This is a genomic window from Ruegeria sp. Ofav3-42 (assembly GCF_022347725.1).
GTDB lineage: Bacteria > Pseudomonadota > Alphaproteobacteria > Rhodobacterales > Rhodobacteraceae > Ruegeria.
In genome coordinates, this window is sequence record NZ_JAKRGB010000018.1 from 36,557 (window position 1) to 60,485 (window position 23,929).

Consider the following 23,929-nt stretch of genomic DNA (forward strand, 5'->3'; position numbering starts at 1 on the left):
TGCATGCTTGCGATACGTCCGAAATGGCCTAATTATAGTAGTACCAGCGCGCCGCTTATTTCCAATACCCACTCACGTAACACCAAGGCGCTCTGTATTATACCGGAAGGACCTATTTATGTTCTATAAAGACGAACGGCTAGCGCTGTTCATCGACGGCTCGAATCTTTATGCAGCCGCAAAGGCACTGGGGTTTGACATCGACTACAAATTGCTGCGCCAGGAATTCATGCGACGTGGCAAAATGCTCAGAGCTTTTTACTACACAGCGCTATTGGAAAACGACGAGTATTCCCCGATCCGGCCCCTGGTTGACTGGCTGCACTACAACGGCTTCACCATGGTGACGAAACCGGCGAAGGAATACACCGACAGCATGGGGCGTCGGAAAGTCAAAGGAAACATGGACATCGAACTGACCGTCGACGCCATGGAGTTGGCGCCGCGCGTGGATCACATCGTGCTGTTCTCGGGCGATGGGGATTTCCGCCCGCTGATTGCCAGCCTGCAGCGTCAGGGCGTGCGTGTATCGGTAGTCTCGACCATTCGCAGCCAGCCGCCGATGATCTCGGACGAGCTGCGCCGTCAGGCAGACAACTTCATCGAGCTTGAGGACCTGCGCGACGTGATCGGACGTCCTCCGCGCGAGGTACCGATGGAACCCCGCAGCGTCGCTGCAGGTGGGCAGTAATACCCGGCCACTCACTTACCCGGGGGAAGAAATTGGCGCGGTCAGGCTTTATCTGCCTGACCGCGCCTCTTTAACTAAGGTCAGGTGCTGAAACACCTACTGGCTAGCACTGATTCATGTCAGATCAATGACGTCGTCCTGTCTGGACCATGACCGGGAAAAGACTTACCTGTGGCCTATGGAGACCACGACATGACAAAGCCGCCCCTTACCCTATACCTCGCCGCCCCGCGCGGGTTCTGCGCCGGCGTGGACCGGGCGATCAAGATCGTCGAAATGGCGCTGCAGAAATGGGGCGCACCTGTCTATGTGCGCCATGAGATCGTGCACAACAAATTCGTTGTCGATGGCCTGCGTGCCAAGGGGGCCGTATTTGTCGAGGAACTGGACGAATGCCCCGATGACCGCCCGGTGATCTTCTCGGCGCATGGTGTGCCGAAATCCGTTCCGGCCGCGGCGGCCCAGCGCGAAATGATCTATGTCGATGCCACGTGCCCGCTGGTGTCGAAAGTGCATGTCGAGGCGCAACGACACGCGGATGCCGGTCTGCAGATGATCATGATCGGTCACAAGGGCCATCCGGAGACCGTTGGTACGATGGGCCAATTGCCCGATGGTGAAGTCCTGCTGGTCGAAACCGTGGATGACGTTGCCTCGGTTCAGGTTCGCAACCCGGACAAATTGGCCTTTGTCACCCAGACCACCCTGTCGGTGGATGACACCAAAGACATCATTGCGGCCCTCGAGACACGGTTCCCTGCGATCGTCGGCCCACATAAAGAAGACATCTGTTACGCCACCACCAACCGGCAAGAGGCCGTCAAGGCCGTGGCACCGAAATCGGACGCTTTGCTGGTCGTCGGTGCACCGAACTCATCGAACTCACGTCGTCTGGTCGAAGTCGCCTCGCGTGCCGGGTGCAACTATGCCCAGCTTGTGCAGCGCGCCGGTGACATCGACTGGCGAGCGCTGGATGGGATTTCCAGCGTTGCGATCACCGCTGGTGCATCGGCCCCCGAAGTTCTGGTCAACGAGGTGATCGACGGCTTTCGCGCGCATTACGACGTGACCGTCGAGATGGTCGAAACCGCCGTCGAAAACGTAGAGTTCAAAGTCCCGCGCGTCCTAAGGCAACCCGCATGAGGGGCGTGCCCAGGGCTCCGCTGATCCTCGCACTGGCAGGCCTGATACCGTTCATCTGGGGCGCACTGACCTACTTGAATGGCGAACTGCAGGACTGGGGCAGACAGACGCTCGGATCACGCTTTGTCGGACCGTATATTCAACTGTTTTACGGCTCGGTGGTTCTCAGCTTCATGTCCGGGGTTCTCTGGGGGTTCGCCACCAAAACCTCGGGCAGCAAGGCGGCGACATGTTACGTGCTGTCGGTTTTACCGGTCCTGTGGGCATTCTTCATGACAGGGGGAGGCCCTGTTACAGCGGGCATCAACCTTATGTATGGATTTGCCGGATTGCTGGTGCTGGACGCGATGTTCTCATATTGGCGGCTGACGCCCACATGGTGGCTGCGCCTGCGCCTGTTATTGACCGTTATCGTCCTGCTTTGCCTCGCTGTAGGAGTTTATCTGTGACCGACCGAAAGACAATCGACGCCTACACCAACCGCGTTGCCGAGTATCTGAGCGTCCCCCTGCCCCCTGAGCAGATCGAAGCACGCATGGCCTTTGCCGAGGCTGTTGTCCGAGAGGGTTATGTGCTGGATCTCGGTTCGGGGCCCGGCGCGGACAGTTCGTTTTTCATGCGGGAAGGGCTACGAGTGCGGGCGCTGGATGCGACCCCTGCCTTTGTGGAACACGCGCGCGAAAACGGTGTGGACGCGCATCTGGGCACCTTCGAAGACGTGACCGAAGTGGCCACGTATGACGGCATCTATGCCAGCTTTTCCTTGCTGCACGCACCACGTGAGGATTTCCCGCGCCATCTGGCGGCCATACATCGTGCGGTAAAGCCAGAGGGCATCTTTTTCCTCGGTCTGAAACTGGGAACCGGAGAACACCGCGACGATCTTGGTCGCTATTACACCTATTTCTCACAGACCGAGATCGAAGAGGCGCTGGCCGTGGCCGGATTCACCATCGACCAGATTACAACCGGCATGGGCAAAGGTCTGGCAGGATCTTATGACGGGTTTATTCTGGTGATCGCCCATGCCTGATTTGTTTGCTTATACCGACGGCGCGTGTTCGGGCAATCCGGGCCCCGGCGGCTGGGGCGTGCTGCTGCGTGCAATGGACGGCGACACTGTCCTTAAAGAGCGCGAGCTGAACGGCGGTGAGGCCGAGACCACCAACAACCGAATGGAATTGCTGGCGGCGATCAGTGCGCTTGAGACGCTGGAACGCGCTTCGACGATCACTGTGGTTACTGATAGCGCCTATGTGAAGAACGGCGTGACCGGTTGGATTTTTGGTTGGAAGCGAAACGGCTGGAAGACCTCAAACAAAAAGCCCGTCAAAAATGTCGATCTATGGCAACGACTGGATGAAGCACAGACCCGTCATGACGTGACATGGGAGTGGGTCAAAGGCCACGCAGGCCACCCTGAAAACGAAAAGGCTGACGAACTGGCCCGTGCAGGTATGGCCCCTTTCAAACCCAAAAAGGCGCAGGCGTGAGCGGTCTTGCACTGCTCGATTACGCCTCGGTTCTGGTATTTGCCCTTACAGGTGCCCTTGTTGCCAGCCGGGCGCAACTGGACCTTGTGGGATTCGCCTTTATTGCCTGCCTGACAGCGGTGGGTGGCGGCACCATCCGCGATCTGTTGTTGAACCGGCACCCGGTGTTCTGGGTCGGGCAACCCGACTATATCCTGATCGCCTCAGCGGCGGCGGTGCTGGTTTTTTTCACTGCTCACATGGTCGAAAGCCGGTATAGCTGGCTGGTCTGGCTGGACAGTTTCGCCCTTGCCATCGCCGCGGCCGCAGGAACCGGAGCGGCCTTGTCCATGAACCAATCCGGCGTGATCGTGGTGCTGATGGGTGTCACAACCGGCTGCCTGGGTGGGCTGATGCGCGATGTGGTCTGCAACGAGGTGCCGTTGGTTCTGAAACAGGGCGAGCTTTATGTTTCTTGCGCGTTCAGCGGCGCTCTGGCCGCTGTGGTGGCAGACCGCCTTGGGTTCGACGAGCTGGCCACGCTGGCAGCTTGCGCCCTGATTTGCTGGGCTTTACGGGCGGGGTCGCTGGTATTCGGATGGCAACTACCGGTCTACAAAAGCCGGCCACCGCGTCATTAGCGTGACAACAGTCGCGCACCGATCTCTTTGACGAACTTCGCTGCCACCATTGCGGTCATGCCATAAGGATCACGATGCGGGTTCAACTCGACAATATCCGCACCGACCAACTGGCCTTCGAATCGATGGATCAGGTTGATGACCTCACGGGTGCTCAGTCCTCCGGGCTCATGATGCGAAACGCCCGGAGCAAAGGCCGGGTCCAGCGCATCCAGATCCAATGACAGATATACCGGGCCGTCAAAGCTGATCTCAAGATCTGGCCGCCAGTTTCGCATATCGATCACCTCGACCCCGAACTTGTCGGCCTGCTCCTGCTGATGCTTGTTCATGGTACGGATGCCCACCTGCACCAGTCGGTTGATCTTGCAGGTTTCCATCACCCGCGCAAACGGGCAGCCGTGGCCCAGAGGGCCGATCTGCTGACTGTCATAGAGATCCGGATGCGAGTCGATATGCAAGATGTTCAACCCCCCGTACCGTTCGGCATGGGCCTTGATCAGTGGAAAAGCCACCGAGTGATCACCTCCCAACGACAAAAGCCGTGCGCCGGTTTCGATACGGGCGGCTGCCCCGGCCTCAATCCGGTCAATGGGTTCCTGCCCCGCCATCTCGAACACGTCGAGATCGCCGGTATCCCTGAAGCGATCCGTTGCGCCCAGATCTGTTCCATCCTCAGCGGTCAGGTTGGCGGCACCGGAATGCAACGCCTCGCGGATACGGCCCGGCGCAAAAGCAGGACCCTGCAGGAAGGACGAGTGCAGATCCAGCGGAACGCCCATCAGGGCAACGTCACCAGGGTTCAGATCATGGGGCATGAGATACCTTTTGGGCAATGTGTTCCGGCGATCTGGCCGTTATCCCGCCCAAAGGTCAAGAGGTTAGCGGCGCAGGTAAGTCTGCCAGATCCAGATCACCAGCAAGGCGCCCAGCACCGCACCGACAAAGCCCGACAGCCAGCCCGCTACGGTGATCAACGCACGCAACAGGAATCCCCCCACCAGCGCCCCGACGATGCCGATCAGCATTGTGGTGGGAATACTCGCCTCGATCCGCATAAGGCGCGTGGCTAGGAACCCTGCAGCGGCACCGATGACGATCAGGGCGATGACGGGCATGTCACTTCCTCCAGTGGGTCGGCACGATGATCAACGCACCGATGGATGAGATTACGGCGTTCAGGCCCGGTGGGCCAAAGCTGATGCCGAACATGATACGCACGAAATAGAACAGAAATGCGCCACCAACACAGATGATGATGGATGGCAGGTATCCGTTGTGCGTAAAACCCGTCGCCTCGGACAGGTAGCCGACGATCCCGGCAATCACGACAGTGCCCATAAGAACCATGAACATTGGGCGCTACTCCGCAGACAGGCGACTGCCAGCCGGAATGGACAAGCCCCGCAAAAAGGTTTCCTTATCCTGCGCGCCTTTTCCCGCCCGTTGCAAGCGCAACAGGTCTACCGCGCCCTCGCCGCAGGCGACGGTCAGGGCATCATCCAGAACCTGACCGGGTATGCCTTGCCCTTCAGCCATTCGTGAGGCCAGCAGCTTGATGCGCGCGCCTTCGAACTCGGTCCAGGCACCGGGAAACGGTGACAGTCCGCGAATTTGCCGGTCAACCTCAACCGCAGTCCGGGACCAGTCGATCCGGGCCTCGGCCTTGTCGATCTTGGCGGCGTAGGTAACGCCAACTTCGGGCTGGGGTTCGGGCGTCAGGTTGGGCAAATCACGCAGAGCCTCAACGATCAGGTTCGCACCCATAACCGAAAGGCGGTCGTGCAATTGATCGGTGGTCTCTTCGATGCCGATATCCGTCTCCTCGCGCAGCAGAACAGGACCTGTGTCCAGCCCGGCCTCCATCTGCATGATGCAGATACCGGTCTGCGCATCGCCAGACATGATTGCGCGATGAATCGGGGCCGCCCCGCGCCAGCGCGGCAACAGGCTGGCGTGGATGTTCAGACACCCCTGCTTTGGCGCGTCCAGAATGGGTTGCGGCAGAATCAGGCCATAAGCCACCACGACGGAGACATCCGCGTTCAGCGCCTCAAAGGCATCCTGTTCCTCGGCCGATTTCAGAGAATCCGGGTGGCGGACGGTCAGCCCCAGGGCCTCAGCCCGTGCGTGAACCGGCGTCGGGCGGTCCTTTTTGCCCCGCCCCGCCGGTCTCGGAGGTTGACAATAGACGGCGGCGATCTCATGCCCCGCCTCGACCAGTGCATCCAGCACCGGGACTGAAAAGTCGGGCGTACCCATGAAAATGACGCGCATGATTACCCCTGTTTCTTGGCTTTGCGCAGCAGCATGTCCCGTTTGACCTTGCTGAGCCGGTCGAAATACATCTGGCCATTCAGATGGTCGATCTGATGCTGAACACTAGTGGCCTCGATCCCGACAAAGTCGCGGCGATCCACCATACCCTGTTCATTCAGAAACTTGACCGTAACCGCACGCGGTCGCTTCACCTTGGCCGAGACACCAGGCAGGTTCGGGCTGGCCTCGTCATGTTCGCGCAGTTCGATTGAGCTGTGCAGGATCTTCGGATTCGCCAGACGCACGGCCCTGCCTCGTTCGGTCGACCCATCGACAACGGCCAGCCGCAACATGACCCCGATCTGGGGCGCAGCGAGGCCAACACCGGGCATCGCCTCCATCGTGTCGATCATATCGTCCCAGATAGCGCGGATTTCATCCGTGATCTCGGTAACATCTTCGGCCTTGGTCCGCAGGCGTTTGTCGGGCCATGGCAGGCAGGTGCGGGCGGTCATGCGCGGGCCTGCTCGCGTTTCAGTTTCTGCATCTTCCGCGTGATCATCTGGCGTTTCAGCGGCTTGAGATAGTCGATGAACAGCTTGCCGTTCAAATGGTCGATCTCATGCTGCACGCATGTGGCCCACAACCCGTCGAATGTTTCTTGCTGCAAGTTGCCATCCCGGTCGATCCACGACACGTCGACCACTTTGGGACGGGTTACCTCGGCAAACTGCTCGGGGATCGAAAGACAGCCTTCTTCATACACGTTGGTTTCGTCCGATGATGCAATGATCTCGGGATTGAACATGATCAGCGGACGGGGCGCTTCACCCTCTTCCTTGATGCAATCCATCACGATCAGCCGGTCAAGCACGCCGATCTGGGGCGCGGCAAGGCCGATGCCGGGCGCGTCGTACATCGTCTCCAGCATGTCATCGGCCAGCTTGCGCAGTTCGTCGCTGATGTCGGCCACAGGCGCGCAGACCTTTTTCAGGCGGGGATCGGGATGGATCAGGATATTGCGTTTCATGGGGTTGATTTAGGCCATCCCGCCCCCCGCCGCAACGCCCCCCTTGCGCCTGCTGAATTTGTGGCTAGCTTTCGTCCGGACAGATGGAGCAGACATGACTTTCAACGACCTGATCGACCGCCGGGGAACCAACAGTACAAAATGGGACAAGATGGAGCGGCTGTATGGCGTCTCGCCCGAAGACGGGCTGGCCATGTGGACGGCAGATTCCGACTATCCCACAGCCCCTTGCGTGATTGATGCGGTCCGGAAAGCCGCAGAACACGGCGTCTTTGGCTATTCCTGGATGCATCCGGACTATCTGGCGTCGGTTCAGTGGTGGATGAAGAACCGCCACAACTGGGAGATCGACACAGACTGGGTCCTGACCTCGCAAGGTTTGGGCAACGCGATTGCCCTGTGTCTGGACGTCTGGACCGAACCCGGTGATGGCGTTGTGATCTTCACGCCCGTCTATCATGAGTTCGCGCACAAGGTGAACAAAACCGGCCGCAGCGTCGTTGAGTGCCCATTGGTTCGGCAGGGCGATACCTACGGACTTGATCTGGATGATGCCCAATCGCGCCTGGACGGGTCAGAAAAGATGCTGCTGTGGTGCTCGCCCCAGAACCCGTCTGGTCGGGTCTGGACGCCGGACGAGCTGCGCGCCGTGGCTGCCTTTGCAGAGCGCAACGGGCTGATCCTTGTTTCGGACGAGATTCATCACGATCTGGTTTATCCCGGACACAAGTTTGTGCCGATGGATGTTGCGGCGCCGGACGCGCGACCTTGGACCGTGACCCTGACCGCGGCGTCCAAGACATTCAACATCGCCGGTCAGCGCACTGGCAACATGATCATTCCCGATCCCAAGCTGCGCGCGGCGATGCGCCGCCGCATTCAGACGCTGGACTATGATCCCAGCGCGCTTGGGGTGGCCATGATTACCGCCGCCTATTCACCCGAGGGCGCGGCGTGGGTCGATGATCAGGTCGCGCATCTGGCGGGGAACCGCGCCGTCTTTGATGCGGCCATAGCCGAAATCCCCGGCCTGTGGTCCATGCCTTTGCAAGCCACCTACCTGGCTTGGGTCGACTTTTCGGGAACGGGTATGAACCACGACGAGTTTGTACGGCGTCTGCGTGAGGACGCACAGATCGCCACATCTTCCGGTCCAGGTTTTGGTATGGGTGGTGAGACGTTCGAACGATTCAATCTGGCCACCCAACGCGACCGGGTTGAAGAAGCGTGCTTGCGGCTGAAACAGGCGTTTGCCGATCTGCAGTAAGCCGTGCGTCGGTTTGCGCTCATATCACTGCTTACAATTGTGGCGGGAGCGGCGTGGTTTGGCTGGCATCGTTTTGGTCCACGCCCTCTCGCGCCGGCGATGGCGCCGCAAGCCGCATGGATCGACCACATCCTGATCGAAAAGTCCGCTCGCCGTCTAACGGCAACTCAAAACGGCGCGGTTGTGATGCAAGCGGATGTTGCCTTGGGGTTTGCGCCAGAGGGCGACAAGCAGCAAGAAGGAGATGGGAAAACCCCGATCGGCATCTTCAGGATCGACCGCCGCAACCCCCAAAGCGCATTTCACCTGTCACTCGGGATCGATTACCCGCAGTTGCATGACATCGAACGTGCCAATCTTCAGGGCGTTGACCCGGGCAGCGACATCTTTATTCACGGACAACCAAATGGCGTCGCCGGTATGACGCTACCCGGTGACTGGACGGCCGGATGCGTTGCCTTGTCGAATGCGGAAATGGAGCGCCTATGGAGTCTAACACCCGACGGCACTGTGGTTGAAATCCGCCCTTAGTCCTCGTTCCCAAGCAGCGCGATCGGCGCGTCCGGAGCGCGATAAAAGTCGAGCGGCGCCTTGTCAGCAGCGGCAGTACTACGCTTGAACTCATAGCGCATTTCACCCGCCTCATCCTCATCCGCGATGATGAGACACTGATACAGGTGGTTGGCCCCGTCATAGATGTCGACAAGCCCACGCAATTGCGGCGTGGTTTCCGCCTCGACAGTAAAACCGTCTTTCCACAATCTCAAAATTTTGTAGGTATTGTCGCCTATATTGACACGCAGACGGCTGGTCTTCTTCAACCCCGCGATTCGCGCCGCATCCAGTTCGGCCGTTATTTCCTTTGAAATATATGTCGTCATAAAACCTTCCCCCGGCAATGACTTATATTGTGAAGCCAAGATCGTAAAAATCCAATGAACGAGAGCGTTCGAATTTAAATTTGTTGCACAGAAATCCCAGCCGAATTGTGCATGTGCGCAGGCAAAGTGCGCGCGCGCTCGCGTAGGAACCGCATCTTCGACCCACTATGTTTGACCAAACCGCTATTCGGAGGATTGAAGATGGGCCTTTTGGTCGACGGCAAATGGCACGATACGTGGTATGACACAAAATCTACCGGCGGCGCATTCAAACGAAGCGCAGCACAGTTTCGCAATTGGATGACAGCCGACGGCAGCGCCGGGCCTTCGGGCAAAGGTGGTTTCAAAGCCGAATCCGGCCGCTATCATCTGTACGTCAGCCATGCCTGTCCATGGGCGCACCGCACCCTGATCTTTCGCGAGTTGAAAGAGCTGAGCGATCACATTTCAGTTTCCGTCGTAAATCCCGATATGTTGGATCAAGGCTGGACTTTTGAACGTGACGACCATGGGGCCACGGGTGACACGCTTTATGGGCTGAGTCATGCCCATCAGGTCTATACCAAAGCCGACCCCTCCTATTCCGGTCGGGTCACTGTGCCGATCCTCTGGGACAAGGAGCAACAGACAATTGTCTCGAACGAAAGCTCTGAAATCATCCGCATGTTCAACTCGGCCTTCGACGGGATCACCGGCAATACCGATGATTACTGGCCCGAGGCGATGCGCAATGAGATTGAAGAGGTGAACGCGCGCATCTACTCCAACGTCAACAATGGCGTCTACAAATCCGGTTTTGCGACTACCCAGCAAGCCTATGACGACGCTGTGAACCCACTGTTCGAAACCTTAGATTGGCTCGAAGACCGGCTGGCCTCGAACCGTTACCTGATGGGCAACCGCATAACCGAGGCCGACTGGAGGTTGTTCACAACACTGATCCGGTTCGACCCGGTCTATCACTTGCATTTCAAATGCAACCGGCGGCGCTTGATCGATTACCCGAACTTGTGGGCCTTTACCCGTGAGCTATATCAGTGGCCGGGCGTCGCATCGACTGTGAACATGCAGCACATCGTGCGCCATTATCACTACAGCCACGACAGCATCAATCCGCATCGCATCATCCCGACAAACCCGGTGCTGGATTACATGGAGCCGCACGGGCGCGATCAGCGGCCCGCCGCGTAATGTTCGACCATCGCCGCCAGATCCTCTGGCGGCGTACCGCTTTGCACATAAGCGCAAGCATTCGGGCTATGGGCAAAAATCGACCCATCCGAAAAGAACGTGGTGTTGGTGACGAAGATTACCCGCGCTTCGGGGCGGCGATAGCTGGCGAAATCCGCCACGGCCAGCGCGCTGCCGGTTTCCAGAACCAGATCCAGCACGATGATATCGAAATCCGTACCATAAAGCGCAAGGATAGCCGCCTCTTGCCCGGCAACAAGCGTCACTTCAGCGCCTTGCCGTTCCAGATGCCTTTGCCAGACCCGACCAAGGTCGGGGTTACTCTCAACAATCAAAACATTCATTTGCAACAACCTCGGCACTTGGTAGAGTATGTGGTGCCGACCCCCGTGGTTTGTGATCACGCTTATTCCTTAACAAAGTGTTAACGGCGCTGGCCAATCGGGCTGATCACGCGGATTTGCTTGTGCAAACGGCAAAAATCCGCTTGAAGCAGGCCTAAACAGGCAATTCCGGCGAGAACCCCGATGGCAAGCCAAGATGAAAAACTGAACCCTCGTGCCGCGCGCGACCACGGCGGCGGTCTGGACGGCGCCATCGCGCAATACGGCGGCAAACGGGAAGAATGGATAGACCTGTCCACAGGCATCAACCCACACCCTTACAAAGTATCGGGTCTGATCCATTCTGACTGGACCGCGCTGCCCGATCACGGCGCTTTCGAACGGCTGTCCATCGCCGCGCGCCGGTTCTGGTCAGTACCGGACAGCGCCGCGATATTGCCTGCCCCCGGCGCGTCAGCGGTTATCGCCCGAATCCCTGCGCTTGCAACGACTGGACGCGTGCAAATCACTGCCCCCACGTACAACGAACATGCAGCCGCCTTTTCGGCGCAGGGTTGGAACGTTCAGCCGGACCGACCAGCCGAAGCCCGCGTCATCGTGCACCCCAACAACCCGGATGGCCGCATCTGGACCACCGCCGACGTGGATGCCCCATTGACCGTAATTGATGAGAGCTTTTGCGATGTTTGTCCTGAGGCATCTTTGATCCATCTGTCTGACCAACCCGGTGTGATCGTACTGAAGAGTTTTGGCAAATTCTGGGGGCTCGCCGGATTGCGGCTTGGCTTTGCGATCGGTCAGCCCGACCTGATCTCTCGGCTGAACGATCTGACCGGGCCATGGTCCGTTTCCGGCCCTGCCCTGCGGATCGGAGAACAGGCGTTGCGGGATACCGAATGGGCCGATTCCGCACGTCAGAAACTAAGCGATGCGGCCGATCGGCTCGATCGGTTGGTCCTTTCCAATGGGGCTTCGCTTGTCGGCGGAACCACCCTGTTCCGCCTTTACGAGGTCGACAACGCGGCGAACTGGCAAGACAAGCTGGCCCGCAACCAAATCTGGAGCCGCGTTTTCCCCTATTCGCAAACCTATCTGCGCCTCGGCCTTCCCCCCTCTGACGGCTGGGACCGGCTGGAGGCGGCGCTGTGAGCACCGCTTTCCTTTTGGTCTGCGCCATGTGTCTGGACGCTGCCTTGGGAGAGCCCGACTGGCTATGGTCACGCATCCGCCATCCAGCGGTAATAATCGGCAACGTCATCGGGTGGCTGGATAAACGCCTGAACCAGGGTCCGCAGCGACGCCTGAAAGGCGCTGCCGTCGTGTTGGTGCTGGTCGTCGGAGCCTTGGTCCTTGGGTACGCGCTCACTTTGCTTGGGCCGGTGGTCGAGGTCATAATCTGCGCAATCCTCTTGGCTCAGAAATCGCTGGTGTCTCATGTCCGCGACGTGGGCGAAGGGTTGCGGATCTCGTTAGCCGAGGGCCGCGCCAAAGTCGCAATGATCGTTTCACGCGATACACGCGATATGACTGAGGCGCAGGTTGCCCGATCCGCCATTGAGAGCGCGGCGGAAAACCTCAGCGATGGGGTGATCGCGCCTGCATTCTGGTTCCTGATCGCGGGCCTTCCGGGGCTGCTGATCTACAAGGCGGTCAACACCGCCGACAGCATGATCGGGTACCGTAACGAAAAATACCGCGAGTTCGGCTGGGCCGCGGCCCGTCTGGACGACGTGCTAAACCTGATCCCTGCCCGGCTGACCGGCGTGATGATCGTCGCCTTGTCTGGCCAATGGGCGCGCTGGTCCGAGATGGTCGCAGATGCGCGCCGCCATATCTCACCCAATGCAGGCTGGCCCGAGGCTGCAATGGCGCGGGCTCTGAACGTCGCCCTCGCCGGGCCGCGCAGCTATGACGGACGGATCCGCGACCTGGCCTGGGTCAACGGCGAAGCCCCGCGCGAAATCGGCGCGTCAGAGGTTTTCCGCGCATGCGATATGCTTTGGAAGGTTTGGGGGCTTGCGTTGGGCCTCGTGTCGGTGTGGGTTGGGGCAAGTTTCATATTCTGACGGACCCGAACATGCATATTCTCTCAGGCATCGTTGCCGCCGCCCTTTTCGCCTCGCCCGCCCTGGCCCAATGCGGTGGCGGGTTCAACTCCTTCGTGAACGGTCTGAAGGCCGAAGCCATTGAACAAGGGTTCGACAAATCTACGGTGGACAGCTTTTTCAAAGGCGTTCAGCAGGACGGTGCCGTGCTCAAGGCTGACCGGGCGCAGGGGGTGTTCCAGAAACCGTTTGTCGACTTTTCGCGTCGCCTGATCTCGCAAAACCGCATTGATCGCGGGCAGGCCATGTCTCGAAAATACGACGCCGTGTTTGACCGGATCGAGCGGGAATACGGCGTGTCACGTGGTGTTCTGTTGGCCTTTTGGGCGTTTGAAACCGACTACGGCGCGGTGCAGGGCGATTTCAACACACGCAACGCGCTGGTGACGCTGGCCCATGACTGCCGCCGTCCCGAGCTGTTTCGACCGCAGGTTTTTGCAGCGATCGAGCTGTACGATCAAGGCGATTTCGACCCCGCCCGCACAACCGGTGCCTGGGCAGGCGAGATCGGGATGGTGCAGATGTTACCCCGAGACATTCTTGAAAATGGCGTAGACGGGGATGGTGACGGCACGGTGTCGCTGAAAACCTCGGCGCCGGACGCACTCATGTCTGGGGCCAAGATGTTGTCTCATCTGGGCTGGAGACCGGGTGAGCCATGGTTGCAAGAGGTGACAGTTCCCGCGCAGATGGATTGGTCGCTGTCGGGTCCCGGCAAACCGCGCCCGGTGTCAGAGTGGCAGGCAATGGGCGTTCAGGCACGCAGCGGGTCATTGAGCGACTTGCCCGCATCTCTGATCCTGCCGCAGGGGCATCAGGGCCCCGCATTTCTGGCCTATCCAAACTTCGACGTCTATTTCGAATGGAACCAGAGCTTTGTCTACGTTCTAACCGCCGCCTATTTTGGAACCAGACTGGAAGGCGCGCAGATCTATGACGCAGGCAACACAGCGCAGGCGCTTTCGGGGGCTCAGATGAAGCAACTGCAAAGCAAGCTACAGGCGCGTGGCCACGATGTGGGCAACATCGACGGAATTTTAGGGGCGGGTACGCGTGCTGCGGTTCAATCTGAACAAGCGCGCCTGGGACTGCCCGCAGACGCATGGCCCACCGTGGACCTGCTGAACCAATTGTAAGACTACACGAACGCTTCGATCGGCCCCCTATGGTGCCGGTTGCGGCAACCGTAGCCGTGCCGATTGCAGAAAGCGTGAGATCTCCAGCCCGAGGCTGGCCTCAATGGAAATCTGAAGGTTCGTATTCTTCTTGAACTCGGCCTCAAGCTTTGAAAACTTCCAAACCAGAACACGCGTCTCACGAGTTGTCACAACCGTCACCGGGGCCGTGAACGTGTTGTGGTCACTCAGAAATGCTGTTCCGCCCAGAAACCGGTCACTTCCCAGCTGGTCCACGTGTGATCCGTTCATTTCAACTCTGGCCGCGCCGTCCACGATGAGCGAAAGCTGAGTAACTTTAGCGCCTTGTGTTAGCAGGCTGGTCCCCGATGGAACGGTCTCATATTCGCCCATCCGAAGAAGCTTGAACGCCTCTTGTTCCGTAAAGTTACGAAGCGCGGTTTCATAAAGATGCCGCTCTTCATCCGTGAAAGGCACGGGGCGGCGTTCCAACATTATTCGAACAATCCAATAGATATTGATTACGGTGAAAAACAGATTCCACCCAATGGGTGCCCAAAGCGGTGCGCTTTGCAGGTAGTAGTAAGGCAGCAGCAAACAAGCGCCTATGACGGACAGAACACGCAGCCAAAAAATGTCTTTTGCTGAATAAGACAATAGGTAGAAAATGTTCGCCGCATTGACCAATACGTCCAAACCCAGCATACCGTCACCTCGTTTCTGCGCGGATGCGGAACACCGTAAAGGACTGTAGGCAAACAGCAACGTAGGAGATGATTACCCTACAGGTGCCCAGAACGAACGCTAAACCACTGGTGCCCCGGTGGCAGACCGAGGGTCTGTTACTCGGGCCGCACCGGATACCGGTCGCCCTTTTCGTCGATCAGGATCAACCGCTCACCACTGCGGACATAGAGATCACAGCGACTGAAACCGTTACGGTACGCGATGCAGACACTGCCATCCTCGGCAACACTGTATGTGCCAAACGCCGACTCTCCACTGGCATAGGTGTAAGAGTATGCTCCGCCCGCAGAGAATCTGGACTGGCCGTCATCATAGAAGGTCAACGTCCGCCCGGCCAAAGCATCCAGTTCTTCGGCATTAAGCGGGACATCGCCGGGTTTCGTGGGCCATTCCGCCGCTGAAAGTGGCCCAGCGGCCAACAGAATAGGGATCAGAAAACGAGTCATGCTGACACCCTACCCCGAGCGCGCGTGAAACGAGCATAACGTTGCGGTGAACGGTCAGGCGACCATCTGCTCGGCCTTCTTTAGGTCGACCGAAACCAACTGGCTGACGCCCTGCTCCTGCATGGTCACACCAAACAGACGATCCATCCGCGCCATGGTCACCGCGTGGTGGGTGATGATCAGGAACCGCGTGTCGGTCTGGCGGCACATCTCGTCCAGCAGATCGCAGAAGCGGGTGACGTTTGCATCATCCAGCGGCGCGTCGACCTCATCCAGCACGCAAATCGGGGCGGGGTTGGCGAGGAAGACGCCAAAGATCAACGCCGTCGCGGTCAGGGTTTGTTCTCCACCCGAAAGCAGGCTGAGGGTCGAGAGTTTCTTGCCCGGCGGTTGACACATGATTTCAAGCCCCGCATCCAGCGGATCGTCGCTTTCCACCATGACCAGATTGGCCTCACCACCGCCGAACAGGTGCTTGAACAGCATTGCGAAGTTCGAGTTTACTTGCTCGAACGCAGTCAAAAGGCGTTCGCGCCCTTCGCGGTTGAGGCTGGCGATACCGCTGCGCAAGGCCTTGATCGCCTCTTCCAGATCGGCTTTTTCGCTGTTCAGCGTGTCGAATTCTTCCTGAACTTCCTTGGCATCTTCCTCGGCGCGCAGGTTCACGGCTCCCATCGCATCACGCTGCCGTTTGTGACGGTTCACTTCGGCTTCCAGCGCATCGGCGGCGGGCATCTGATCCGGGTTCACGTCCAACTGGTTGAGCAACTGGTTCGGGGTCAGCTGCTGATCCTCGGCAATACGTTCCGCCGCCGCAACGACGCTTTCCTTGGCAGCGTCGCAACGCGCCTCGGCAGCCGCGCGGGTTTCACGGGCTTCAGACGCCAATCGTTCGGCTTCACGTTCGGCCAGCACGACCTCACGTTGCTGAGTTTCGGCCTCAGACAGCTTGTCAGCGGCCTCAGCGCGGCGGGCTTCGGCCGCGTCGATCAACTCGTTCAGCTCTTCGCGTGCCTCGGCGATTTCACCTGGGGCGGCCATTGCCTCGGACAGTTCATCCTCAGAGCTTTCCTTACGTTCGGCCAGTTCCGAGATACGTTTCTCAGCCGTTTCCAACCGATGCCGCCAACCGCTCAGGTCCTTGGTCACCTCTTGCGTACGCCGGGTCCGTGCTTCGCCCTCGCGGCGCAGCTCGTCATGGGTCGAACGATGGGTCAACATCGTGATCCGCGCTGCCTCGACCGTTTGTTTGATGTCCTCGACCTGCGCGCGGGCGCTGTCGAGATCGCCCAGCTCGGTCAAAGCGCCCTCAGCCTCGCGTAGTTGAGCGCGCGCCGACATGGCGTCTTCCTTGTGGCGGTCAACGGCCAGAGTCAGCGTCTCAAGCTTCCCTTGTGCCAAGTTGCGATCCGCCTCGGCGCGGCTGAGTTGACGTGCAGTTTCGGCCATACGCTGATCGGCAGCGCGCCGTGCTTCACGCGCACGGCGGTCTGCTTCGGTTACATCGGCCAGTTGCTGCGACAGGGCTTCATGCGCCGCGCGGGCGCCTTCGGCCTGCGCTTCGGTTCGGGTCAGCTCTTGCTTCAGCGCCTCCAGTTTGTTGAGCTGCTCCAGCCGCAGGGCCGCAGCGCTGGGTGCATCCTCAGCCCAGGCACGGAAGCCGTCCCACCGCCACAGGTCTCCCGAACGGGACACCAACCGCTGCCCCGGCTTCAGCGAAGCTTGCAACCGCGCGCCCCGGTCCGCGTCGACCAACCCAATCTGAGCGATCCGGCGGCTCAGCCGGTCCGGTCCCGAAACATGCAGCGCCAACGGCTCAACCCCATCTGGCAGCGGCTGATCAGCGTCGTAACCTGCTACCTGCACCCAGCCAGACGGGCCATCGCCCTCAACCAAAGGTGCGCGCAGATCATCGGCCAAAGCCGCACCCAGCGCCTTTTCAAAGCCCGGTTCAACACGCAGGAGGTCCAGAACCTGACCGCCTTCGGCCGTGTCCCGTTCGACCAGCTTGGCCAGAGTGGTAGTTTCGGCGCGGATGGCCCCCAACTCGCCTTCGGCCTCGGATCTTTGCGCCCGCGCCTCGGCTTCGCGCGCTTGCGTGTCGTTGCGCAGTTCGTCCGCTGCGGCCAACGCCTCCTCTGCCGCCTCAGCGGCCTCGCGGGCTTCTTCTTCACCCTCTTGCGCCGCTTCAAACGCTTCGCTGGCGCGGGTCAAAGCTTCGCGCGCCTCGTCCACAGCGGCACGGGCTTTCTCTTCATCGCCCTCGGACCGGGCCAATGTCTTACGGCTGTCTTCGACCAAACGTTGTGCTGACTGGTGACGGGCCACCAGTCGCGCCATATCCTCGGTTTCCTGCGATAGGTGATCTTCGCGATCCTGCAGTACGGACGCAGCCTCACGGGCAATCTCGGCGGCCTCGGCAACCTTGTCGTCATGCCCTTCGGCGGCCTTTGTCAGCTCGCGGGCTTCCCATTCCAGACGCTCAATCATCTCGCCGGCGTCACGGTTCAGACCGGCTTCACGATCGATGTCGTTGCCCAGTTGCTGGATGCGATTGGTCAGAGTTTCGATCGTCTGGCGTGCGCGGGTTTCCTGATCGGCCAGTTGATCGCGTTGCACCTGCTGGCGTTGAAGAACAGCGGCTGCAATGGCCTCTTCCTCGCGCAAGGGCGGCAGAGTTTCTTCGATCTCAGCTCGTTTCGCGCTGGCGGCGCGGGCTTCGGCCTCGGCGCGCGAGGCTTCGGTGATACGTTCGCGCAGGACGTCTTCGGCCTGCTGGCGGGCCATGTCAGCCTCTTTCCAGCGACGATACAGCAGCATACCCTCGGCCTGACGCAACTGCTCGCCGATCTCGCGATACCGAGCCGCCTGCCGGGCCTGACGCGCAAGCTGTGCCAACTGAGTGCCCAACTGCTCCAACACGTCGTCAACGCGGGTCAGGTTGGCCTCCGTACCCTTCAGCTTTAACTCGGCCTCATGGCGACGCTGATAGAGGCCTGATATCCCGGCAGCCTCTTCCAGAATACGGCGGCGGGCGCGGGGTTTGGCGTTGATCAACTCGGCAATGCGGTTCTGCCCGACCAACGCGGGCGAATGCGCCCCGGTCGAGGCGTCCGCGAACAGCATCTGCACGTCACGCGCCCGGACATCCTTGCCGTTGGTCTTATAGGCGCTGCCCACGTCGCGCGTGATACGGCGCACGATTTCCAACTGATCGCTGTCGTTAAACCCCGATGGGGCCAAGCGTTCAGAGTTGTCCATGGTCAGGACAACTTCGGCAAAGTTGCGCGCTGGACGCGTTGCAGCCCCCGCAAAGATCACGTCCTCCATCGCGCCACCGCGCATGGATTTGGGGCGGTTTTCGCCCATCACCCACCGCAGAGCTTCCAGAAGGTTGGACTTGCCACAGCCATTCGGACCCACCACACCGGTCAACCCATCCGCGATGATCAGATCGGTTGGATCAACAAAGCTTTTGAAGCCGGTCAGTTTAAGTTTGCTAAATCGCAAAGGCTGCTATCCATGATTCCTATATCTGGAAGTCTGCGCAACCCATAGGGGGTGAGTCAACGCAGTTACGCAGGATATGGGAATTCGCGCCAAGTTATCCACAACATCTTGCCGAAATGCGCAAGAAAGCGCGTATTTCAGTATGGCGTACACTCAAAAACCTGATACCCGGTGTCGTCGCCAACATTCTCATACAACCCAAAGTCGATACATTCGTAGTTCGGTGTCGAAACAGATGTAAGCAACAGCCGTTCACCTGAAGCGCGATCACAACCCAGAACACCAACCGTCACCGCTGCATCGCCCAAAACATCCAAGATGGGACAGCCCGACACTTGCGCCATCGCCAGCCCGGCCCGATCCCGGATGGGCCCCAGGCGCGGGGCGTATTGCGTATTGATGCGAACGGCCTCAGCCAGTTCCCCTCGTACCCGCACATCAAAGACGCTGCCATTCACCGCCACGCGAGTCGCGGGCAGATTACGGAAATGGGGCGTGCCGGCCGAACAAGCGGCCAGCACCAGAAGGGGCAGATACCGTATCATGCCGTCAGCTTTGCGCCAGGCTGGTTAACAAAACCTTTCCAAGGGTCAGCCACGCAATACTTCCCCCAACCTCCGTACGCCTTCACGGATCGCGTCCTCATCCGAGTTAGAAAAACTCAGTCGGATGGTGTTGGCCCCGGTACCGTCCGGGAAAAAGGCCTTGCCCGGAACGAAGGCGATTTTGACGGTTTCCAGCGCGCTAGCCAGCAGATCGGCCCCATCCATACCCACAGGCAGCGTTACCCAGATGAACATGCCCCCCTCGGGCTTGGTCCATTGTACTCCCTCAGGCATATGCTCCTGCAGCGCCTGCAACATGGCGTCCCGGCGTGCACTATAGGCGCGGCGCACCATCGGTATATGCGTATCAAAACAGGCCCGAGCGACCTGATCTATGGCCATCTGATTGATCGTCGCTGAATGCAAATCGGCTGCCTGCTTCATCAGCACAAGCTGAGAAATCACTGGCTTTGGCGCTACGACCCAGCCGACCCGCAACCCGGGCGACAGGGTTTTTGAGAAACTGCCACAATAGATCGTGCGACAATCTTCGATCGATCCCTTCCGCGCCAGTTCCAATGCCAGAATCGGGGGAATGGCGTCTCCGTCATAGCGCAGGGCCTGATAAGCCCCGTCCTCGATCAACGCACAGTTCAGGTCGTCGGCCAAATCCAGAAGCGCCTCCCTGCCGCGAAGATCCACGGTCTCACCAGTTGGATTCGCGAAATCCGGTGAAAGATAGGCAAATTTGACCGCACCCGCGCCAGCCGCCGCCTTGTATTCCGCAGCCCCTCGGTTGCCATTGATACTGAGGCGGTCAAAGCGCGGCTCATAGGCATTGAACGCGGACAGAGCGCCCAGGTAGGTCGGCCAGCCAACCAGTGCGGTATCGCCCGGAGAAAGGTAGAGCTTGCCCAGGTAGTCCAGAGCCTGCTGCGAGCCGGACGTGATCAGGATATTGTCGAGCCCACACTCCACTCCGATCTCACGCATGTGGCCCACAAGCCATTCCCGCAGCGGCACATAGCCTTCACTGACGGAATACTGCAGGGCCTGCGCTTGCTGCTCTGGCCCCAAGGCGGCTTGAAAGGCCTCGGAAAACCCGTCTGCAGGAAACAGCTCGGGATCAGGAATACCACCTGCAAATGATATTATTCCGGGCTGATCCAGCAATTTCAGCAATTCGCGTATCTCGGACGCCTTCATCCGGGACGCGCGCGTGGCAAACAGTTCGTGCATAGACATGAGGCTCCTCCGGTCTCAATCGAGGTCAGCCTATACGGTCCGACATTAAAGTCAATAATGCTGACCTAATTTTAAAACCACAGCGATCCGGTATCCTTGAACCACCCGGCAATCCGTGGTCATATGAATTGACCAATTTTCAGAACGACACCCGCATGCCCTTTAAAAAAGTCCAGACCGAAAAACTTTCGATCGCGGTTGTCCGGCAGATCGAATTGTTGATCCTGCGGGGCATTCTGCGCCCCGGCGAGCGCCTGCCGGCCGAGCGTGAACTGGCTGAACGGCTGGGTGTGTCCCGGCCATCTTTGCGCGAAGCAATCTCAGAGCTGCAGGAGCAAGGCTTGCTGACGGCCAAGGCCGGATCAGGCATCTACGTGGCCGAGGTTTTGGGTTCGGCCTTTTCCCCGGCACTGATCCGGTTGTTCGGCAGCCATGACGAGGCGGTGTTCGATTACCTCTCGTTTCGGCGCGACATGGAGGGACTGGCGGCCGAACGTGCGGCGCGGCTTGGGTCGGACAGTGATCTGAAGGTGGTTCAGGCAATCTTTGACAAGATGGAGGCGGCCCATGCCCGAAACGCAGCCGAAGACGAGGCTCATCTGGACGCGCAATTTCACATGGCGATCATCGAGGCCAGCCACAACGTGGTCATGCTGCACATGATGCGATCCATGTTCGATCTGCTGCGGCAAGGCGTATTCTACAATCGTCAGATGATGTTTCAGCAACGGACAACGCGCGAAGCCATATTGGATCAACACCGCGCCATAAACACCGCACTTCAGGCCCGTGATCCAGCCGCCGCCCGGGACGCGGTAGAACAGCATCTGAGCTTTGTGGAACGCTGCATGCAGGATCAACAAAAAGCGCAGCGAAACGAGGCCATTGCACAGCAACGGTTGCAACAGGCAGTTCGGACATAAGCATCGTGTCGTGCCCCGCAATTGCCTATGCAGAACAACAGCCTTATTCTGCGTTGCAAAAGAAACCGCTGCCCCGCGCACTTTTCGGAATAACTCCATATGAAAATCGTTCATATTTGTGAATCTAATGGTGGCGGGGGTGCGCCATTAGCCGCTGCCAAACTGCATCATGCCCTCGAAGCGTTGGGGCTAGAAAGCTCAATGATCGTAGCGAGAGCAGTTGGATCTGCCCCCCAAGTGGTCGATCTGCGGGCGGAAATGCAGTTTCCGGATAAACTTCAGGCAAAACTCAGGCGAATGACCAACCGGCGTCGGTTAAGAAAATACCGTTCGAGAGAAGGGGACAAACTTGGTCTTTTCTCTCCCGGAACCGGTTTTTTGGGCGCAGCACTTGTTCGCCATTTACCCGATGCAGATGTCTATGCATTGCACTGGTCTCGTGATCTCGTCGACTATGTTCCGTTATTAGGAAAAATTTCTGGAAAACCGGTTTTCTGGCGCATGGCCGATATGAATCCAATGACAGGTGGATGCCATTACGCCGTGGAATGCGATCATTACCTTCATGCCTGTGGAAATTGTCCTTTGTTGGAAAAACCGGCTCAATCGGATCTTTCACATCAGGCCTGGAAGCGTAAGCAGCAATCGCTCAGCCAACTGGACCCGAAACTCTTTCATCCAATAGCACCAAGTAAGTGGCTACAACACGAAGCCGAGAAGAGCGGTTTGCTGGGCCGTTTTGACACGAAACACATACCGACAGGTGTAAATACAGACAATTACCGACCACTGGATCAAATATCAGCGCGACGGCATTTTGGCTTGCCGGACAAGGCCCGCATAGTGCTTTTTGGGGCCGACAGCGTGGATGATCAGCGCAAGGGGTTTGACCTGCTTCTCAAAGCGCTCGGCACCTTGCCTCCCGATCAAAACATATTACCGGTGGCCATTGGCACCGCAAAAAACCGAATTGAGGGGATCGCATATCTCGGTCGGCTGGAGGGGCCAGAGGAACTCTCACGCGCTTACAGTGCCGCGGATGTCTTCGCGCTGCCGACCCGCGCGGACAACCTCCCTAACGTTGCACTTGAAGCCATGGCCTGCGGATTACCCGTTGTGTCGTTCAATGTTGGAGGTATGCCTGATTGCATCACACATGGTGTAACCGGTTGTCTGGCCTCTGCAGCGGATTTTGGAGAGTTCGGAAAACACTTGTGGAAAATTCTGGAAAACGAGGATCTTAGGCGTGGAATGTCAAACCAATCGAGGCAAAGGATGCTAAGCGACTTTTCCGAACAAGCTTCCGCTCAAAAGTACTTTGAACTATGTCGGTCGTTGGTCCAAAAAAAAACCAATAGCGCATCTAACAAGTAACAAAAGGCGCAAAACCCGGAAAGGCGCAACGTATTGTCAACGCAGGTAACTTTCGCGGTTCATCCCGGCTTTGTGCACACTGGAAGCACTGAACTTCGCGTTTTCCAACTTATTCGGCTCCTGGAAAAACAACTTGGTGAACAGTACAGTTTTTCGGTTTCAAATCTGCCCAAAAACAAGCTCTCCAGACAGATCATCTGGGCGCTATCGCAGCCGAAGGGTTCTGTAGTTGTTTTTTCAAAGTGGTCTTTGCTTCGGCTAAGCGACCGGACGCTCCGCATATTACGCGCGCGAGGCGTCAAGACTTGCCTGGACTATGTGGATATGGACTTGCGAGAAGCGCGCAGGTTTCATCCAGACATCCATATCGCGGCTTCCCTGACAGCCGCCAGACATTTGAAGGAACAAACCAGACACGCTGAACTTCGTGCAGACAAGTCGGAAGTTTTTCTCATCCACCACAATTTGGACGATCGGTTTCCTGTTACTCAGGCAAGAAACTTGGACAAAGTTAAGTGCGCCTATTTTGGGGCTATTGAGAATACAGTCCAAACAGAAAAAATAAGAGAGAAGGTCACATTCATCAAAGCTGACCTAAGCGAAAACATCGTGGACGTTTTTCATCGCTTGTCCGATTTCAACGCTCACTACTGTATACGAGAGCAAAGCCAAACGTCAGAAATCATAGCAAAACCTTTTACCAAGGGTTTTGTGGCAAGCCACTTGGCGGCCCCTGTACTAATCGACGCAAACGTCGATGATGCGCTCGAACTCCTTGGCGAGGATTATCCATTTGTCACCAAAGACATTTCTGAGGAAAGCATTCTGCGCGGTCTCGAACAACTGGCATCTGACTTCGGCAGCGCAAAATGGATTGAGGCACAGCGCAGGGTCGTGGGTTTAAAAGATTACTACACGCCCGAAGCGGTAGCCAACCAGTTCCACGAAATGGTGCAAGGTACTTTGCAGTAAGCTGTCC

28 protein-coding genes are annotated in these 23,929 nt (G+C 58.4%); 15 read left to right on the top strand and 13 right to left on the bottom strand.

The features are described 5' to 3' along the window. Window positions 1-118 precede the first annotated feature (118 nt). The 6 genes from MHN28_RS20840 (at window position 119) to MHN28_RS20865 (ending at window position 3,947) form a co-directional block, all read left to right on the top strand. Window positions 119-691 carry an NYN domain-containing protein gene (locus MHN28_RS20840; protein WP_239344490.1) on the top strand — a complete coding sequence of 191 codons (573 nt, stop codon included), beginning with the start codon at window positions 119-121 and terminating at the stop codon, window positions 689-691. Window positions 692-883: 192 nt separating this feature from the next. Next, window positions 884-1,834: a 4-hydroxy-3-methylbut-2-enyl diphosphate reductase gene (gene ispH / locus MHN28_RS20845; RefSeq protein ID WP_239344491.1), complete on the top strand. Its 951-nt coding sequence runs from the start codon at window positions 884-886 to the stop codon at window positions 1,832-1,834. Next, a complete protein-coding gene (locus MHN28_RS20850; RefSeq protein WP_239344492.1) occupies window positions 1,831-2,283 on the top strand; it encodes a DUF3429 domain-containing protein in 453 nt (150 codons plus the stop codon). Before ispH ends, MHN28_RS20850 begins: the two co-directional genes overlap by 4 nt. Then, window positions 2,280-2,867, top strand: coding sequence for a class I SAM-dependent methyltransferase (locus tag MHN28_RS20855; protein WP_239344493.1), 588 nt, complete (start codon window positions 2,280-2,282; stop codon window positions 2,865-2,867). The genes MHN28_RS20850 and MHN28_RS20855 overlap by 4 nt, the downstream gene beginning before the upstream one ends. Beyond that, window positions 2,860-3,327, top strand: a complete 468-nt coding sequence (gene rnhA, locus MHN28_RS20860; protein WP_239344494.1) for a ribonuclease HI — start codon at window positions 2,860-2,862, stop codon at window positions 3,325-3,327. The genes MHN28_RS20855 and rnhA overlap by 8 nt, the downstream gene beginning before the upstream one ends. Then, window positions 3,324-3,947 carry a trimeric intracellular cation channel family protein gene (locus MHN28_RS20865; RefSeq protein WP_239344495.1) on the top strand — a complete coding sequence of 208 codons (624 nt, stop codon included), beginning with the start codon at window positions 3,324-3,326 and terminating at the stop codon, window positions 3,945-3,947. Before rnhA ends, MHN28_RS20865 begins: the two co-directional genes overlap by 4 nt. On the opposite strand, the gene speB is transcribed toward MHN28_RS20865, so the two are convergent. The 6 genes from speB to def (MHN28_RS20895) all read right to left on the bottom strand — a co-directional run bounded on the left by speB (window position 3,944) and on the right by def (MHN28_RS20895) (window position 7,236). Beyond that, window positions 3,944-4,765 (bottom strand): agmatinase, encoded by an 822-nt coding sequence (gene speB, locus MHN28_RS20870; protein ID WP_239344496.1) that lies wholly within the window; start codon window positions 4,763-4,765, stop codon window positions 3,944-3,946. The genes MHN28_RS20865 and speB overlap by 4 nt on opposite strands. Window positions 4,766-4,828: 63 nt before the next feature. Then, window positions 4,829-5,065: a GlsB/YeaQ/YmgE family stress response membrane protein gene (locus tag MHN28_RS20875; RefSeq protein ID WP_239344497.1), complete on the bottom strand. Its 237-nt coding sequence runs from the start codon at window positions 5,063-5,065 to the stop codon at window positions 4,829-4,831. 1 nt (window position 5,066) lies between these two features. Then, window positions 5,067-5,303, bottom strand: a complete 237-nt coding sequence (locus MHN28_RS20880; protein WP_239344498.1) for a hypothetical protein — start codon at window positions 5,301-5,303, stop codon at window positions 5,067-5,069. Between the two features lie 6 nt (window positions 5,304-5,309). Then, window positions 5,310-6,224: a methionyl-tRNA formyltransferase gene (gene fmt / locus MHN28_RS20885; protein WP_239344499.1), complete on the bottom strand. Its 915-nt coding sequence runs from the start codon at window positions 6,222-6,224 to the stop codon at window positions 5,310-5,312. Window positions 6,225-6,226: 2 nt separating this feature from the next. Continuing rightward, window positions 6,227-6,721: a peptide deformylase gene (gene def, locus MHN28_RS20890; protein ID WP_239344500.1), complete on the bottom strand. Its 495-nt coding sequence runs from the start codon at window positions 6,719-6,721 to the stop codon at window positions 6,227-6,229. Continuing rightward, complete coding sequence (def, locus tag MHN28_RS20895) at window positions 6,718-7,236, bottom strand: peptide deformylase (RefSeq protein WP_239344501.1); 519 nt, start codon at window positions 7,234-7,236, stop codon at window positions 6,718-6,720. The genes def (MHN28_RS20890) and def (MHN28_RS20895) overlap by 4 nt, the downstream gene beginning before the upstream one ends. A 94-nt stretch (window positions 7,237-7,330) precedes the next feature. On the opposite strand from def (MHN28_RS20895), the gene MHN28_RS20900 reads away from it, so the two are divergent. Then, window positions 7,331-8,503, top strand: coding sequence for a MalY/PatB family protein (locus tag MHN28_RS20900; protein ID WP_239344502.1), 1,173 nt, complete (start codon window positions 7,331-7,333; stop codon window positions 8,501-8,503). A gap of 99 nt (window positions 8,504-8,602) precedes the next feature. Next, window positions 8,603-9,034, top strand: coding sequence for a murein L,D-transpeptidase family protein (locus MHN28_RS20905; RefSeq protein ID WP_239344503.1), 432 nt, complete (start codon window positions 8,603-8,605; stop codon window positions 9,032-9,034). On the opposite strand, the gene MHN28_RS20910 is transcribed toward MHN28_RS20905, so the two are convergent. Beyond that, window positions 9,031-9,384 carry a hypothetical protein gene (locus MHN28_RS20910; protein ID WP_239344504.1) on the bottom strand — a complete coding sequence of 118 codons (354 nt, stop codon included), beginning with the start codon at window positions 9,382-9,384 and terminating at the stop codon, window positions 9,031-9,033. The two genes, MHN28_RS20905 and MHN28_RS20910, sit on opposite strands and share 4 nt — an antisense overlap. 201 nt (window positions 9,385-9,585) lie before the next feature. Here MHN28_RS20910 and MHN28_RS20915 point away from each other — a divergent pair, with 201 nt between their 5' ends. Beyond that, the gene (locus MHN28_RS20915; protein WP_239344505.1) at window positions 9,586-10,575 is read left to right on the top strand and encodes a glutathione S-transferase family protein; all 990 of its coding nucleotides are present in this window, start codon (window positions 9,586-9,588) and stop codon (window positions 10,573-10,575) included. Here the strand turns inward: MHN28_RS20915 and MHN28_RS20920 are convergent. Beyond that, on the bottom strand, window positions 10,557-10,919 hold the full coding sequence (locus MHN28_RS20920) for a response regulator transcription factor (protein ID WP_239344506.1): 363 nt from the start codon (window positions 10,917-10,919) through the stop codon (window positions 10,557-10,559). The genes MHN28_RS20915 and MHN28_RS20920 overlap by 19 nt on opposite strands. A gap of 183 nt (window positions 10,920-11,102) precedes the next feature. Between MHN28_RS20920 and MHN28_RS20925 the strand changes: the two genes are divergently transcribed. Genes MHN28_RS20925 through MHN28_RS20935 form a run of 3 tightly spaced genes read left to right on the top strand, consistent with a single transcriptional unit; the run spans window position 11,103 to window position 14,160 of the window. Continuing rightward, complete coding sequence (locus MHN28_RS20925) at window positions 11,103-12,068, top strand: threonine-phosphate decarboxylase (RefSeq protein WP_239344507.1); 966 nt, start codon at window positions 11,103-11,105, stop codon at window positions 12,066-12,068. Beyond that, the gene (gene cbiB / locus MHN28_RS20930) at window positions 12,065-12,985 is read left to right on the top strand and encodes an adenosylcobinamide-phosphate synthase CbiB (RefSeq protein ID WP_239344508.1); all 921 of its coding nucleotides are present in this window, start codon (window positions 12,065-12,067) and stop codon (window positions 12,983-12,985) included. The genes MHN28_RS20925 and cbiB overlap by 4 nt, the downstream gene beginning before the upstream one ends. An 11-nt stretch (window positions 12,986-12,996) precedes the next feature. Continuing rightward, window positions 12,997-14,160 carry a lytic murein transglycosylase gene (locus MHN28_RS20935; RefSeq protein WP_239344509.1) on the top strand — a complete coding sequence of 388 codons (1,164 nt, stop codon included), beginning with the start codon at window positions 12,997-12,999 and terminating at the stop codon, window positions 14,158-14,160. Window positions 14,161-14,187: 27 nt separating this feature from the next. Here MHN28_RS20935 and MHN28_RS20940 read toward each other — a convergent pair whose 3' ends face one another. From MHN28_RS20940 to MHN28_RS20960, 5 genes are all read right to left on the bottom strand, one after another. Next, a complete protein-coding gene (locus tag MHN28_RS20940; protein WP_239344510.1) occupies window positions 14,188-14,865 on the bottom strand; it encodes a popeye domain-containing protein in 678 nt (225 codons plus the stop codon). Between the two features lie 137 nt (window positions 14,866-15,002). Beyond that, a complete protein-coding gene (locus tag MHN28_RS20945; RefSeq protein ID WP_239344512.1) occupies window positions 15,003-15,353 on the bottom strand; it encodes a hypothetical protein in 351 nt (116 codons plus the stop codon). Window positions 15,354-15,407: 54 nt separating this feature from the next. Beyond that, window positions 15,408-18,863, bottom strand: coding sequence for an AAA family ATPase (locus MHN28_RS20950; RefSeq protein ID WP_239344514.1), 3,456 nt, complete (start codon window positions 18,861-18,863; stop codon window positions 15,408-15,410). 137 nt (window positions 18,864-19,000) lie between these two features. After that, window positions 19,001-19,408 (bottom strand): hypothetical protein, encoded by a 408-nt coding sequence (locus MHN28_RS20955; protein WP_239344516.1) that lies wholly within the window; start codon window positions 19,406-19,408, stop codon window positions 19,001-19,003. 45 nt (window positions 19,409-19,453) lie between these two features. Next, the gene (locus MHN28_RS20960) at window positions 19,454-20,653 is read right to left on the bottom strand and encodes a PLP-dependent aminotransferase family protein (protein WP_239344518.1); all 1,200 of its coding nucleotides are present in this window, start codon (window positions 20,651-20,653) and stop codon (window positions 19,454-19,456) included. A gap of 155 nt (window positions 20,654-20,808) precedes the next feature. Between MHN28_RS20960 and MHN28_RS20965 the strand changes: the two genes are divergently transcribed. The 3 genes from MHN28_RS20965 (at window position 20,809) to MHN28_RS20975 (ending at window position 23,922) form a co-directional block, all read left to right on the top strand. Continuing rightward, window positions 20,809-21,576: an FCD domain-containing protein gene (locus tag MHN28_RS20965; protein WP_239344520.1), complete on the top strand. Its 768-nt coding sequence runs from the start codon at window positions 20,809-20,811 to the stop codon at window positions 21,574-21,576. A gap of 99 nt (window positions 21,577-21,675) precedes the next feature. Continuing rightward, complete coding sequence (locus MHN28_RS20970) at window positions 21,676-22,950, top strand: glycosyltransferase (protein ID WP_239344522.1); 1,275 nt, start codon at window positions 21,676-21,678, stop codon at window positions 22,948-22,950. Between the two features lie 33 nt (window positions 22,951-22,983). Further along, window positions 22,984-23,922 carry a hypothetical protein gene (locus MHN28_RS20975; protein ID WP_239344524.1) on the top strand — a complete coding sequence of 313 codons (939 nt, stop codon included), beginning with the start codon at window positions 22,984-22,986 and terminating at the stop codon, window positions 23,920-23,922. Window positions 23,923-23,929: the final 7 nt, after the last annotated feature.

Coding starts and splice junctions, on each gene's coding strand:
- MHN28_RS20840 (WP_239344490.1), top strand. CDS start 119: ATGTTCTATAAAGACGAACGGCTAGCGCTGTTCATCGACGGCTCGAAT.
- ispH (WP_239344491.1), top strand. CDS start 884: ATGACAAAGCCGCCCCTTACCCTATACCTCGCCGCCCCGCGCGGGTTC.
- MHN28_RS20850 (WP_239344492.1), top strand. CDS start 1,831: ATGAGGGGCGTGCCCAGGGCTCCGCTGATCCTCGCACTGGCAGGCCTG.
- rnhA (WP_239344494.1), top strand. CDS start 2,860: ATGCCTGATTTGTTTGCTTATACCGACGGCGCGTGTTCGGGCAATCCG.
- speB (WP_239344496.1), bottom strand. CDS start 4,765: ATGCCCCATGATCTGAACCCTGGTGACGTTGCCCTGATGGGCGTTCCG.
- MHN28_RS20875 (WP_239344497.1), bottom strand. CDS start 5,065: ATGCCCGTCATCGCCCTGATCGTCATCGGTGCCGCTGCAGGGTTCCTA.
- MHN28_RS20880 (WP_239344498.1), bottom strand. CDS start 5,303: ATGTTCATGGTTCTTATGGGCACTGTCGTGATTGCCGGGATCGTCGGC.
- fmt (WP_239344499.1), bottom strand. CDS start 6,224: ATGCGCGTCATTTTCATGGGTACGCCCGACTTTTCAGTCCCGGTGCTG.
- def (WP_239344500.1), bottom strand. CDS start 6,721: ATGACCGCCCGCACCTGCCTGCCATGGCCCGACAAACGCCTGCGGACC.
- def (WP_239344501.1), bottom strand. CDS start 7,236: ATGAAACGCAATATCCTGATCCATCCCGATCCCCGCCTGAAAAAGGTC.
- MHN28_RS20900 (WP_239344502.1), top strand. CDS start 7,331: ATGACTTTCAACGACCTGATCGACCGCCGGGGAACCAACAGTACAAAA.
- MHN28_RS20905 (WP_239344503.1), top strand. CDS start 8,603: ATGGCGCCGCAAGCCGCATGGATCGACCACATCCTGATCGAAAAGTCC.
- MHN28_RS20910 (WP_239344504.1), bottom strand. CDS start 9,384: ATGACGACATATATTTCAAAGGAAATAACGGCCGAACTGGATGCGGCG.
- MHN28_RS20915 (WP_239344505.1), top strand. CDS start 9,586: ATGGGCCTTTTGGTCGACGGCAAATGGCACGATACGTGGTATGACACA.
- MHN28_RS20920 (WP_239344506.1), bottom strand. CDS start 10,919: ATGAATGTTTTGATTGTTGAGAGTAACCCCGACCTTGGTCGGGTCTGG.
- MHN28_RS20925 (WP_239344507.1), top strand. CDS start 11,103: ATGGCAAGCCAAGATGAAAAACTGAACCCTCGTGCCGCGCGCGACCAC.
- MHN28_RS20935 (WP_239344509.1), top strand. CDS start 12,997: ATGCATATTCTCTCAGGCATCGTTGCCGCCGCCCTTTTCGCCTCGCCC.
- MHN28_RS20940 (WP_239344510.1), bottom strand. CDS start 14,865: ATGCTGGGTTTGGACGTATTGGTCAATGCGGCGAACATTTTCTACCTA.
- MHN28_RS20945 (WP_239344512.1), bottom strand. CDS start 15,353: ATGACTCGTTTTCTGATCCCTATTCTGTTGGCCGCTGGGCCACTTTCA.
- MHN28_RS20955 (WP_239344516.1), bottom strand. CDS start 19,408: ATGATACGGTATCTGCCCCTTCTGGTGCTGGCCGCTTGTTCGGCCGGC.
- MHN28_RS20960 (WP_239344518.1), bottom strand. CDS start 20,653: ATGTCTATGCACGAACTGTTTGCCACGCGCGCGTCCCGGATGAAGGCG.
- MHN28_RS20965 (WP_239344520.1), top strand. CDS start 20,809: ATGCCCTTTAAAAAAGTCCAGACCGAAAAACTTTCGATCGCGGTTGTC.
- MHN28_RS20970 (WP_239344522.1), top strand. CDS start 21,676: ATGAAAATCGTTCATATTTGTGAATCTAATGGTGGCGGGGGTGCGCCA.